Origin of the sequence: Leclercia adecarboxylata (assembly GCF_006874705.1) — a bacterium.
GTDB classification, from domain to species: Bacteria; Pseudomonadota; Gammaproteobacteria; order Enterobacterales; family Enterobacteriaceae; genus Enterobacter; species Enterobacter adecarboxylatus_C.
Genome location: NZ_CP035382.1, coordinates 4,632,656 through 4,644,821, shown reverse-complemented (window position 1 = coordinate 4,644,821; position 12,166 = coordinate 4,632,656). Strand labels below are relative to the sequence as shown.

The 12,166-nt window shown below is 60.6% G+C and carries 11 protein-coding genes; 6 read left to right on the top strand and 5 right to left on the bottom strand.

Annotation, left to right across the window (positions count from 1 at the left end):
- Nucleotides 1-12 precede the first annotated feature (12 nt).
- Nucleotides 13-1,083: a catabolic alanine racemase DadX gene (dadX, locus tag ES815_RS23170; protein ID WP_142489913.1), complete on the top strand. Its 1,071-nt coding sequence runs from the start codon at nucleotides 13-15 to the stop codon at nucleotides 1,081-1,083.
- A gap of 85 nt (nucleotides 1,084-1,168) precedes the next feature.
- On the opposite strand, the gene ES815_RS23165 is transcribed toward dadX, so the two are convergent.
- Nucleotides 1,169-2,902, bottom strand: a complete 1,734-nt coding sequence (locus tag ES815_RS23165) for a potassium/proton antiporter (protein WP_142489912.1) — start codon at nucleotides 2,900-2,902, stop codon at nucleotides 1,169-1,171.
- 98 nt (nucleotides 2,903-3,000) lie between these two features.
- A complete protein-coding gene (gene ldcA, locus ES815_RS23160) occupies nucleotides 3,001-3,915 on the bottom strand; it encodes a muramoyltetrapeptide carboxypeptidase (RefSeq protein WP_142489911.1) in 915 nt (304 codons plus the stop codon).
- A 113-nt stretch (nucleotides 3,916-4,028) separates the two neighbouring features.
- Between ldcA and emtA the strand changes: the two genes are divergently transcribed.
- On the top strand, nucleotides 4,029-4,640 hold the full coding sequence (gene emtA / locus ES815_RS23155; protein WP_142489910.1) for a membrane-bound lytic murein transglycosylase EmtA: 612 nt from the start codon (nucleotides 4,029-4,031) through the stop codon (nucleotides 4,638-4,640).
- 36 nt (nucleotides 4,641-4,676) lie between these two features.
- On the opposite strand, the gene ES815_RS23150 is transcribed toward emtA, so the two are convergent.
- Entirely contained in the window at nucleotides 4,677-5,408 is a 732-nt protein-coding gene (locus ES815_RS23150) for a flagellar brake protein (RefSeq protein ID WP_142489909.1), read from the bottom strand.
- 208 nt (nucleotides 5,409-5,616) lie between these two features.
- Between ES815_RS23150 and ES815_RS23145 the strand changes: the two genes are divergently transcribed.
- A complete protein-coding gene (locus tag ES815_RS23145; RefSeq protein WP_142489908.1) occupies nucleotides 5,617-5,871 on the top strand; it encodes a GlsB/YeaQ/YmgE family stress response membrane protein in 255 nt (84 codons plus the stop codon).
- 717 nt (nucleotides 5,872-6,588) lie between these two features.
- Here the strand turns inward: ES815_RS23145 and treA are convergent.
- Nucleotides 6,589-8,367, bottom strand: a complete 1,779-nt coding sequence (treA, locus tag ES815_RS23140; RefSeq protein WP_142489907.1) for an alpha,alpha-trehalase TreA — start codon at nucleotides 8,365-8,367, stop codon at nucleotides 6,589-6,591.
- A 228-nt stretch (nucleotides 8,368-8,595) separates the two neighbouring features.
- Between treA and ES815_RS23135 the strand changes: the two genes are divergently transcribed.
- From ES815_RS23135 to ES815_RS23125, 3 genes are all read left to right on the top strand, one after another.
- Nucleotides 8,596-9,393, top strand: a complete 798-nt coding sequence (locus ES815_RS23135) for an OBAP family protein (RefSeq protein WP_142489906.1) — start codon at nucleotides 8,596-8,598, stop codon at nucleotides 9,391-9,393.
- Between the two features lie 12 nt (nucleotides 9,394-9,405).
- Nucleotides 9,406-10,242 (top strand): MBL fold metallo-hydrolase, encoded by an 837-nt coding sequence (locus tag ES815_RS23130; RefSeq protein WP_142489905.1) that lies wholly within the window; start codon nucleotides 9,406-9,408, stop codon nucleotides 10,240-10,242.
- Between the two features lie 128 nt (nucleotides 10,243-10,370).
- Nucleotides 10,371-11,120 (top strand): phage antirepressor KilAC domain-containing protein, encoded by a 750-nt coding sequence (locus ES815_RS23125; protein ID WP_142489904.1) that lies wholly within the window; start codon nucleotides 10,371-10,373, stop codon nucleotides 11,118-11,120.
- A 16-nt stretch (nucleotides 11,121-11,136) separates the two neighbouring features.
- Here ES815_RS23125 and ES815_RS23120 read toward each other — a convergent pair whose 3' ends face one another.
- Nucleotides 11,137-12,093: an AraC family transcriptional regulator gene (locus tag ES815_RS23120; RefSeq protein ID WP_142489903.1), complete on the bottom strand. Its 957-nt coding sequence runs from the start codon at nucleotides 12,091-12,093 to the stop codon at nucleotides 11,137-11,139.
- Nucleotides 12,094-12,166 lie beyond the last annotated feature (73 nt).

The following is a 12,166-nucleotide window of genomic DNA, read 5'->3' as shown; positions in this document are numbered from 1 at the left end:
CAAGGAGTCGTCATGTCCCGTCCTGTTGTGGCTCAGCTGGATCTGCAGGCCCTGAAAGATAACCTGCACATTGTCCGTCGCGCTGCGCCAGCTTCACGCGTCTGGGCGGTGGTCAAAGCCAACGCTTACGGCCACGGTCTGGATCGCATCTGGAGCGCACTCAGCGCGACCGATGGTTTTGCGATGCTGAATCTGGAAGAGGCCATTCTGCTGCGCGAGCGCGGCTGGAAAGGGCCGATTCTGATGCTCGAAGGCTTCTTTAACAGCGATGAACTGCCGCTGTTTGATAAGTACCGCCTGACCACCAGCGTGCACAGCAACTGGCAGGTCAAGGCGTTGCAGAATGCAAAGCTGCACGCTCCGCTCGATATCTACCTGAAAGTGAACAGCGGCATGAACCGTCTCGGTTTCCAGCCGGATCGAGTTCACAGCGTCTGGCAGCAGCTGCGGGCGGTGAAAAACGTCGGCGAAATGACGCTGATGGCCCATTTTGCCGATGCGGAAAAGCCGGACGGCATCACGGAGCCGATGATGCGCATTGAACAGGCGGCGGAAGGGCTGAACTGTCCGCGTTCGCTCTCTAACTCAGCGGCGACCCTCTGGCACCCGGAAGCGCATTTTGACTGGGTGCGACCGGGAATTATTCTCTACGGCGCGTCTCCTTCCGGCCAGTGGCAGGATATCGCCAACAGCGGCCTGAAGCCGGTGATGACCCTGCGCAGTGAAATCATTGGCGTCCAGACCCTGAAAGCGGGGGATACCGTGGGCTACGGCAGCCGCTATCGTGCCTCGGGCGAGCAGCGCATCGGCATTGTCGCCGGGGGCTATGCCGACGGCTATCCGCGCATTGCCCCTTCCGGTACCCCGGTCTGGGTGGACGGCGTGCGCACCGGCACGGTGGGCACCGTGTCGATGGATATGCTGGCGATCGATCTCACCCCCTGCCCGCAGGCCGGGATCGGCACGCCGGTTGAGCTGTGGGGGAATGAGGTGAAAGTGGACGATGTTGCGGCAGCGGCGGGCACAATAGGGTACGAGTTGTTAACCGCGTTAGCCCCGCGGGTGCCCGTCATTACGGTATAAAGTCGTTATAGGCCGGGTAAGGCGTAGCCGCCACCCGGCATGAACGCCGGAGCCAAACGCCGGGTGGCGCTTACGCTTACCCGGCCTACTCCTCGATATCCTCCGCCACGCGCACGCCCACTTTCCGCACCCTGTTATCTTCTTTCTCCGCCACCGTCCAGATCATCCCGGCAAACTCCACCTGATCACCCACTACCGGCGCGGCACCGAGCAGCTTCTGGATAATTTCGCCCAAGGTCTGCTGGTTATCCCGATACTCCAGCCCTTCATCCAGGCCGTAGATCAACGCCACGTCGGCAAATTTGGCGCTGGCTTCGAGAATAAAATCCCCAAAGAAGCGCTGATCCAGCGCCACCGGCGGTGACTGGCTGAACAGCTTACCGAGGGCAGGGAGGTCGCGCTCGCGGCCAATCACGCAGAGAATATCCCCCTCGCGCAGCCGGGTGCTCCCGGTCGGGTGCAGCAGGGCATTATCGCGGAACAGGGCGGCAATGCGCGTCTCTTCAGGCATATGCAGATCCCGCAGCGAAGCCCCCACGCACCACTTGTCGGCGCTGAGCTTGTAGACAAACTGTTCCCACGGATTCTCCGGATGCAGATCCAGCCCCACGCGTGAGACCGGCCAGCCCACCGGCGGGATCACCACTTTGGCCTTTTTCGCTGCCCACGACAGGGAAGTCCCCTGGAACAGCAGCGACACCAGCACCACGAAGAAGGCCACGTTGAAGAACAGGCGGGCGTTGTCCAGCCCGGCCATCATCGGGAACACCGCGAGGATGATAGGGACCGCGCCGCGCAGCCCCACCCAGCTGATAAACACCCGCTCGCGCAGGTTAAATCCCTTAAACGGCAGCAGGCCGGCAAACACCGACAGCGGACGGGCAAAGAAGATCATCCATATCGACAGCAGCAGCGCCGGAATGGCAATCGGCAGCAGATCCGACGGCGTCACCAGCAGCCCCAGCACCAGGAACATGCCGATTTGCGCCAGCCAGGCGAGGCCGTCAAAGTTCTGCAGAATGCCAAAGCGGTTGCGGATCGGCCGGTTCCCGAGGAGGAAGCCACACAGGTAGACCGCCAGAATGCCGCTGCCGTCCATCGCTGTAGTGAGAGCGAAAATCAAAATCCCGCCGCTCAGGGCCAGCAGCGGGTAAAGCCCGGCAGGCAGCGAGATACGGTTGATCATCTGTTGCAGCAGGTAGCCGCCGGCGAGGCCAATGATGATCCCGAGGCCAAACTGCTGAATGATGTGCCAGGCGAACATCCAGCTCAGGCTGGTTTCATGCTGCTGGATCATCTCAATCAGGGTGATGGTAAGAAACACCGCCATCGGGTCGTTGCTGCCGGACTCAATCTCCAGCGTCGAGCCGACACGTTCGTTCAGCCCTTTGCCGCCCAGCAGCGAGAAGACCGCCGCGGCATCGGTCGAGCCGACAATGGCGCCAATCAGCAGGCCTTCCATGATATCCAGCTTAAACAGCCACGCTGCCATCATCCCGGTCAGGCCGGAGGTGATGAGCACCCCGACCGTCGCCAGCGACAGGGCCGGCCCCAGCGCCACGCGAAACGAGCTGGCCTGGGTGCGCATCCCGCCATCCAGCAGGATCACCGCCAGCGCGAGGTTACTGATCATGTAGGCAAAGGGGTAGTTATCGAAGGGGATCCCCCCGACGCCATCAACGCCCGCCAGCATGCCGATGGCGAGGAAAATAACCAGAATGGGGATGCCGAGACGAGAAGAAAACGAACTCAATAATATACTGCAGGTTACAAGAACTGAACCCAGGATAAAAAGACTGATTATTGCTGCGGCATCCAATGTGTGCGTACTCCCTGCGTGACGCGATGACTGTTATTAAAACCCTAACATATTAATGCCCCTTACAGCGTGCTAATCCGGCGCTTAAGGGGCTTTTTTTATGCCTTAATCACCGGATGTCCGCTCAGGGTTAAACAGGTCTTACCTGCGGCATGAACAAGCGTAGCCTGCGCACCCAGCGGCAGAGTGACGGTCTTCTGTTCGTGGCCGAAATCGAGCCCGCTGATAATCGGCACCGACACCCGGGCGCGCAGATAATCGATCATGGTCGCCAGATCGTAGCCGGCATCGTAATCATTGGCAGTCGCGCCGCTAAAACTGCCGAGCACAATCGCCTGCTGACGGTCGAGAATGCCCGCGTGATGCAGCTGCAGCAGCATGCGCTCAACGCGGAACGGGTGCTCGTTGATATCTTCCAGCACCAGAATGCCGTTCTCAATGGCGGGCAGCCAGCGGGTGCCGATCAGCGACACGACCATCGCCAGATTGCCGCCCCACAGCTGGCCTGCGCGTTCACACGCCGGGCCCTCGCCCTGCCACTCCACGGAATAAGTGCTGTTTTGCAGCGCGCGCCAGAAGTGATCCAGGGTAAAAGCGTTCAGCTCCGGTGCGCCAAAGTTGCCCGCCAGCATCGGGCCGCTGAAGGTGATGACGTTATGCAACGCCAGCAGGCCGAGCTGGATGACGGTGAAATCGCTGTGGCCGCAAATCAGCAGCGGGTCCTGCTGCTGGCGTTCGGCCAGCCCCTGCCAGTCGATCTGCTCCAGCAAGCGGCTGGCGCCGTACCCCCCGCGCACCGCCAGTACAATCTGGTTGGCACCCGGCAGGCGAGCGAGGGCGTTTATGTCGCTCAGGCGCTGCGCCTCGGTTCCGGCAAATCGCTGCTGACGGCGGGGTATAATTATCTGATTTTGCACCTGATGCCCGTCGTCCAGTAAACGCGCAACGCCCCGGTGGGCCGCTTCCTGATTAATGCAGTAACCTGATGGTGCGATGAGATGAAACTGAGACATGGCATTTCCTTGCTGACTTATAAATCTAAATGTATATATCATGCCGCCTGAGCGCGTCCTTCATCAAGCGGAGGATAGGGTAACAGCGATGAATGACCATAAGGACAGATGACGTGAAATTGAGATGGTTTGCTTTTTTGATTGTGTTGCTTGCAGGCTGTAGTTCAAAGCAGGATTACAAAAAACAGGAATGGAACCCGGAAGTCCCGGTGAAACGGGCGATGCAGTGGATGCCGATCACTGAAAAAGCCGGTGCTGCCTGGGGCGTCAGCCCGCGTCTGGTGACCGCCATCATTGCGGTTGAGTCGGGCGGGAACCCGAATCTGGTCAGTAAATCGAACGCGGTGGGCCTGATGCAGCTGAAAGCCTCCACCGCCGGGCGGGAAGTCTACCGCCATATGGGCTGGAGCGGACAGCCATCCACCAGCGAGCTGAAGAACCCGGAGCGCAATATTTCGATGGGTACTGCCTATCTGAGCATTCTGGAGCACGGGATCCTGCAGGGAATTGAGGACCCGGAAGTGATGCAGTATGCGCTGGTGGTTTCCTACGTTAACGGGGCAGGCGCGCTGCTGCGCACCTTCTCCTCGGATCGCAAAAAGGCGATTGCCGAGATCAACGACCTGGACAAAGACGAGTTCTTTGAGCACGTTGTCAACAATCACCCCGCTCCGCAGGCGCCGCGCTATATCTGGAAAGTGCAGAAGGCGATGGACGCCATGTAATCCGTTGCCGGGCCGCCACGTGCTGCCCGGCCGCGATTAACGCACCTTGTTGGCGCGCTCCCGCGCTTCACGCTCCAGCGAGTAGATAATCCGCTGCAGTTCCCGCTCCGGGCCTGGCCCGACATTGAGAAAACGGAAGCTCAGACGCGGCGTGGTGATGGTTTCGTTTTTGCTGTCCACCACTTTACGTTCGCTCACCGTGATCAGCTGCGCATCGAAGAAGAAGCGACCCCAACCGCCCATATCCAGTTCGATTTGCGAAAAGCGCATCCCTTCGACCAGAGCGTCGGGTTTAGCGCTATCCATCAATGCCCCCATGCCGCCCAGGGAGAGATCGTGCAGGCGAAAACGGATCACGCTCTTGTCCGGCATTTTGGCTTTACAGAAGTAGGCCGGATGCAGCGGAGCATTGATGCGGAAATATTCCCGTCGCTGGATACACCATACCGATGCCGGCAGCGAGGTGATAAAGGCGGGCAGCCCCTGCCAGGTTCCCTGTTCCAGCCGCGGCAGCTCGAACTCCACTTTCGCCCCCTGGGTGTCGGCGGCCACGGTGATGGTTTCTGCGCGCAGCACCGCACGGTTTTCGTACTCCTGGCTGCCTAAATCCATTACCAGCCGCTCTGGCGTTGCATCCAGAATTTTGCTGATGAACTGGTTGTTCCCCCAGCTGATACGCACGGGAACATTCTGTTTTTGCAGATCGCGTAATACCCCTAATACAGCCAGCGGATTAGTTTTCAGGAACTGCTCACTGTAATTACTCACGCCCCAGGGCTCCTCGATAAATGACAGTCTGTGGTTGCGTTATCGGCAGGCAACGGCGGAACTTAATACAAACCAGCAATTATTTTTTTTCGCCACAGCCGCAATTAAGTCAGTGTCCTCAATATGGTTTTCCGGCTATTGCCTATACTTATATGACTTGCGCGGGCGGGTGTTCTGCGCAAGCTTAACTCTGCAAGAGGGCATCACTATGGGTATTATCGCCTGGATTGTATTTGGTCTGATTGCTGGTGTTATCGCAAAATTCATCATGCCGGGACGGGATGGTGGCGGTTTTATTGTGACCTGTATCCTTGGGGTCGTAGGTGCGGTTGTCGGCGGCTGGCTGGCAACGATGTTTGGCATCGGCGGCAATGTATCCGGATTTAACCTGCAAAGTTTTCTGGTCGCCGTGGTGGGCGCTATTCTCGTGCTACTGGTTTACAGGATGGTACGACGCGCCTGACACACGTAAAAACGGCTCTTTTGTAAGAGCCGTTTTTTTGTGCGGTTTTCCCTGCAACATCGCCGGGTGGCGGCTACGCCTTACCCGGCCTACGTCCTGCCTTTGAACTTGTAGGCCCTGCAAGCGTAGCGCCGCCGGGCAGCAGGCCGCACCGGGGCTACATCGCCGGGTGGCGGCTGCGCCTTACCCGGCCTACGCTCTGCCTTTGACCTTGTAGGCCCTGCAAGCGTAGCGCCGCCGGGCAGCAGGCCGCACCGGGGCCACATCGCCGGGTGGCGGCTGCGCCTTACCCGGCCTACGCCCTGCCTTTGACCTTGTAGGCCCTGCAAGCGTAGCGCCGCCGGGCAGCAGGCCGCACTGGGGCCACACTGCCGGGTGGCGGCTGCGCCTTACCCGGCCTACGCCCTGCCTTTGACCTTGTAGGCCCTGCAAGCGTAGCGCCGCCGGGCAGCAGGCCGCACCGGGGCTACATCGCCGGGTGGCGGCTACGCCTTACCCGGCCTACGTCCTGCCTTTGACCTTGTAGGCCCTGCAAGCGTAGCGCCGCCGGGCAGCAGGCCGCACCGGGGCCACATCGCCGGGTGGCGGCTGCGCCTTACCCGGCCTACGTCCTGTCTTTGTCCTTGTAGGCCCTGCAAGCGTAGCGCCGCCGGACAGCAGGCCGCACCGGGGCCACATCGCCGGGTGGCGGCTACGCCTTACCCGGCCTACGACACCTTACTGCCCGACACTCTTCTGCGTTTGTGCCGATTCATCATTCGCGGCTGGCTGTGAGGTGGACGGGGCGCTGGCCGCCGGTGGGTTACTCGCGGCTGGTGGCGTTGTTACCGCCGGTTGATTGCTGGTGGCCGCAGCATTAGCCGCAGGCTGCTGGGCTGGCAGTTTGTCGCAAGGGTTGGCCTGCGGGCAAACCAGATCCAGCATCTTCAGCGTTACGCCGTTGGTCCAGCCAAAGCCGTCCTGCAACGGATATTCGCCGCCACCGCCGCCCGTGCCGGTGGTGGACACATCATATTTCTCCACCAGCTTCTGCTCGCGATCGTAGGTGTGCTGGACGTTGGTAAGGAAGCGCCAGGTAACGTCCATCGCCACTTTTTTATGCCCGTAGTTCTGCAGGCCTTCGGTGGCGACCCACTGCAGCGGTGCCCAGCCGTTTGGCGCATCCCACTGCTGGCCGCTGTTGACGTTGGTCGTCGCAATCCCGCCGGCTTTCAGCAGCTGGGCCTCGGCGGCCGTGGCCGTTTTGTCCGCACGCTCCTGCGAGGCCGCCTGCACATACAGCGGGAACAGCGCCGCGGCGGTCAGCTGATCGCGCACCTGTTTGGTTTTCAGATCGTAATCCGCATACCAGCCCTGTTTGTCGTTCCAAAGATAGCGCTCCATCGCTTTCTGGCGATCGGCTGCCAGACCCTCGTAACGGCTGGCCGCCGCGCTGTCCCCGCCGTCCTGACTGGCCTTCGCCAGCAGTTTTTCCATCTTGAACATCAGGGCATTCAGATCCACCGGCACGATGCTGGTGGTGCGGATCGTCCCCAGCTGCTGCGGATCGTCCATCCAGCGTGAGCTAAAGTCCCAGCCGGAGGCGGCGGCGGAACGCAGATCGCGGTAGATCTCGGTCGCCGGGCGGTTGGGGTATTTTTTCGCCGTGTTGATATCATCCAGCCAGGATTCCGGGCGTGGGGTATCGCGATTGTCCCAGTAGCGGTTCAGCACGGCACCATCGTCCAGCTTCACCACCCGCTGGCTGGCCTGGCCCGGCTGGAGGGCATCCACCCCTTCCATCCAGTAGGCGTACTCTTTTTCCATCTGCGGACGGTATTTCTTCAGCGCCTCGCTGTCGTGGGTCGCCAGCAGCTCGACCATCAGGGAGAAGAACGGCGGCTGTGAGCGGCTCAGGTAGTAACTGCGGTTGCCGTTGGGGATATGGCCCCAGCTGTCCAGCTCATAAGCGAAGTTCGCCACCATATCGGCGACTTTGTCCCAGTGGCCGCTCTCGGCCAGACCCAGCATGGTGAAGTAGCTGTCCCAGTAGTAGATCTCGCGGAAACGCCCGCCCGGCACCACGTAAGGTTTCGGCAGCGGCAGCAGCGAATCCCACTTCCCGGCGCTGGAGGTGGTGCGCGTCAGCACCGGCCACAGGCCGTCGATATGCGCGCGCAGGCTCTGTCCGGCAGGCGGAACGTACTTTTCCTTTTCCGTCGGCAGGGTAAAGTTCATGTCAACAAAGTGACGCAGGTCGAAGCCGGACTGTTTGCGCTGCATGTGGTAATCGGCAAGGATCGCCTGGGGATCGTTTTTCGGTACGGCATCGGCAAAGGTTTTCTGGTCGGGGAAGAGTTTGGCGCTTTGCACGTCGTTAAACAGCGGCCCGAACAAAATGTCCGGGGGTTGTTTCTGGGCGCTGGACGAGTCGTCCGCATAGCTGAAGGCGGTGATCCCAAGCAGGATGCCGCCAATCGCCAGCCGCAGTGTGGCGGGGCGTTGAGGTCTCATCATGGTTGTTCTCCTAAGTTCGCTGGGCAGCGTGGCCGCTGTCATCAATCACCTGAAAACCTTAGACGAATCTTAGCCATTTCGCGTGTCGGATAGCGCATTTTGCGCATATCCAGACAATTTACCGTTGCGGATGGATCGGAGCGAAGCCGCTGTTTTTTCACATATATGCCGGAACAATCCCCACATCTGCACTACCTTCATAACCAGGCTAAGTGAAAGGGAGTGCCAATGAAATCTTTACCTTTGATCGTTCCAGCCATCCTGCTTCTTGTCGGCTGCGGGGCAAACAACTCACCGCCGCAGGCCCCCATCCCCGGTGAAAGCACCTCCGCCAAAATGCGCACCCTGGAAACGGGCGCCCAGGTGATTCAGTCCCGCCCGCCGGTGGAGGCCATCAGCGCGTATCTCGACGGCTTTCATTTTTACAGCGGGGATAAAAACGGACAGATGGAGGCCCATCACTACGTGACGGTGCTCAATGAAGACGTGATGCAGGCGGTTATTTATGACGGTAATACGAAGGATGCCCGGTTGATGGGCGTCGAGTACATCATCAGCGAGCGCCTGTTTAATACCCTGCCGCCGGAGGAGAAAAAGCTCTGGCACAGCCATCAGTACGAAGTGAAATCAGGCAGCCTGGTGGCCCCCGGCCTGCCGGCGGTGGCGGACAAGGCGCTGATGAGCAAAATCGTCAACACCTACGGCAAAACCTGGCACACCTGGCATACGGATCGCGACAAAACCCTGCCGCTCGGCATCCCGGCCCTGATGATGGGCTTTACCGGGGAAGGGCAGCTCGACCCGGCGCTGCTGGCGGATCGCGATCGGCGTCTGGGGATCGATACGCAGGAGATTAAACGCCAGCGTGCCGATATCGTTGCCCACCCGGTGGCGACAGGCGCCAATGCCTGGCAGCAGGGCGAGGTCATCCAGCTCCGGCGCGTGCAGGGCAGCGGTGAACACGGTCACGGCGACACTACGCATTTTGGCACGTCCGAACAGAGTCAGCAGACGCAATCACGTTGATGAGGAGGCGATATGAAGATCCATCACCTTAACTGCGGGTGCATGTGCCCGCTGGGCGGCGCGTTTTACGACGGTTTCAGCAAGGGGCTGCATGCGCACCTGGTCTGCCACTGCCTGCTGATCGAAACCGAGCGCGACGGGCTGGTGCTGGTGGATACCGGCTTCGGCCAGGGGGACGTGCGCGAGCCCTCCCGGCTGTCTGGCTTTTTCCGGGTGCTGAATAACATCCAGCGCCGGGAGTCGCTCACGGCCCGCGCCCGGGTCGAGGCGCTGGGCTTCAGCGTGGCGGACGTCCGCCATATTATTCTGACGCACCTGGATTTCGATCATGCGGGCGGGCTGACCGATTTCCCCCACGCGCGCATCCACTTAATGCAGCAGGAGATCGACACCGCGCAGCAGCGCCACAGCTGGCTGCAGCGGGAGCGCTATCGCCCCGGGCAGTGGAGTGCCACCTCTGGCTGGGAGGGCTATCAGGTGCAGGGCGAGCGCTGGTTTGGCTTCGACGCGGTAACGGCCCTGAACGGACTGCCGCCGGAGATCCTGCTGGTACCGCTGGCCGGGCACACGCCGGGGCACGCCGGGATTGCCATCCAGCAGCCGCAGGGGTGGCTGCTCCACGGCGGCGATGCCTGGTTTTACCGGGATGAGATGCGCCAGCCGCAGCGCCACTGTACCCCCGGGCTGCGCTTTTACCAGTGGATGATGGCAATGGACAACGATGCCCGGCGGCGCAACCAGCAGCGGCTGCGCGAGCTCTCCTGCACCCATGCCCACGACATCACTTTTTTCTGTAGCCATGATGCGCGGGAGCTGGAAAGTCTGTCGACGCAGCCAAAACCGTCCTGATTACCGGAACTTAGGCGTGGCCTGCTTTTGCGGGGATACGCTTAAAAATTATACTGGATATTTGAACAGGTATTTGTATACTATTAGAGCAAATTACCCGAGTAATGTATGAGTGAGGGGTGAAACCTATGGTAATTCCTGTTCAAAATTTCCAGTCCAACAACCAGCTTGCCACCATCAGCAGCCGTGAGATCGCAAAAATGACCGGCATTGCCCATACCGAGGTGAAGCGCATGGTGAAGAGTCTGGAAACAGCGCAGCGTCTTTCGCAGCCGGTAACGGCCAGTCTGTACGAGCGCGAAGGTGAAACGCGGCAGGAGTTTTTGCTGAACAAACGCGACTCCCTGCTGACGGTTTCACGCATCTCCCCGGGCTTCACGGCTGCCATGCTGGATCGCTGGCAGGAGCGTGAGAGAAACGCCAATATCCCGGACTTTACCAACCCGGCGGCGGCGGCACGCGCCTGGGCCGAGCAGTATGAAAAATGCCACCGGGCGGAGGAACAGCTTGCGCTCTGGGCTCCAAAGGCGGTGTTTTTTGACCAGTTCGTCAGAGTGAAAGAGGCGATGGGTTTTCGTCAGCTCTGTAAGATGCTCAAGGCAAAAGAGCCGCAGTTCCGCGAGTTCCTGCTGGAGCGCAATATCATGCAGCGCGTCGGCGGCAATCTGGTGCCGCCGCAGCACCATATCGACGCGGGCTATTTTACGCTGCACAGCGGCGTGGGCGAAAACCAGCACACCTGGTCTCAGGCGCGCTTTACCGCGCGCGGCGTGAAATGGGTGGCCGATCTGTGGTCAAAACATCTTTCCACGCTCACCATCGAACTGCCCCGCGAGGAGCGCAGCGAAGGCACACCGTCGCAGCAGAGCTGGCTTTAACCGCTAATCGAACCGGTCAGATCTCCTGTGGGGTCTGGCCGGCTTCGCGTAATGCCCCCGGCGACTGGCCGACAATCCGCTTAAACGCCCGGCTGAAGGCCGCCAGCGAGCCGTAGCCGAGGCGCAGGGCCACGGTCTCAATCGCCTGATTCTCCTGGCCGATATACTGGATCGCCAGCCGCATCCGCAGCTCGGTCAGGTATTTCGCCGGGGTCGTGCCGGTAGCCGAGAGAAACCGCTCGGCAAACACCGACCGCGACGTTCCTGCCTCTTTTGCCAGCTCCGCCACGCTCCAGTTAACTCCCGGCTGCTGGTGCATGGCGTAGATCGCCCGGCTGAGGCGCGGATCGCGCAGCACCTGGATCCAGCCGGTGGCTTTTCCGCACCCGGCCTCGACCCAGCCGCGCACAATCAGCGCCGCCACCACGTCCGCCAGCCGGGCGAGGATCCCGGCAAATCCCACCTGACGGGTCATCGACTCGCGCTCCATCGCCTCCAGCAGAGGATGGATCTCCGGCCAGGTGGTCATCAAACGGCTGACCATCATCACCTCCGGCATCGCCTTGATCAGCGGCTGCATCCCGCCGAGATCGAAATCCATACACCCGCTGAATATCACCACGTTGTCGCTGTCCGGGCAGGGCTCGCAGCGGATATCGCAGACGCTGTTGCAGATCGGCTCGCTGGGAAAGGCCGAGACCGGGGTCACCGTCGCGTCGTCTCCGGAGAGCAGGGCATGAGCATCGCCGTTGGGGATAAACACCGCGTCGCCGCTGTTCAGCGCCAAGCGCGCTCCGCTGTGCATCCGCAAGATCGCCGGACCGCGGCTGATAAAGTGGAACTGGGCTTTTCCCGCGGCCGCGCTGAAGGCCACGCCAAAGGGCATGCTGGCCTCAATCCGGCGGTATTTCACCCCCGACAGGCGCATTCCGCGCAGTAACTCACTGATCAAATCAGGCGACTGGAGCGTCATTTCTCGATTCCCGGACGAATAATCAATAAGTGGAGATTATATGTCATAGATCGTCCGCGGTGAACTGCCTATG

Coding starts and splice junctions, on each gene's coding strand:
- ES815_RS23145 (WP_142489908.1), top strand. CDS start 5,617: ATGGGTATTATCGCCTGGATTGTATTTGGTCTGATTGCTGGTGTTATC.
- treA (WP_142489907.1), bottom strand. CDS start 8,367: ATGATGAGACCTCAACGCCCCGCCACACTGCGGCTGGCGATTGGCGGC.
- ES815_RS23120 (WP_142489903.1), bottom strand. CDS start 12,093: ATGACGCTCCAGTCGCCTGATTTGATCAGTGAGTTACTGCGCGGAATG.
- ES815_RS23130 (WP_142489905.1), top strand. CDS start 9,406: ATGAAGATCCATCACCTTAACTGCGGGTGCATGTGCCCGCTGGGCGGC.
- ES815_RS23125 (WP_142489904.1), top strand. CDS start 10,371: ATGGTAATTCCTGTTCAAAATTTCCAGTCCAACAACCAGCTTGCCACC.
- ldcA (WP_142489911.1), bottom strand. CDS start 3,915: ATGTCTCAGTTTCATCTCATCGCACCATCAGGTTACTGCATTAATCAG.
- ES815_RS23135 (WP_142489906.1), top strand. CDS start 8,596: ATGAAATCTTTACCTTTGATCGTTCCAGCCATCCTGCTTCTTGTCGGC.
- dadX (WP_142489913.1), top strand. CDS start 13: ATGTCCCGTCCTGTTGTGGCTCAGCTGGATCTGCAGGCCCTGAAAGAT.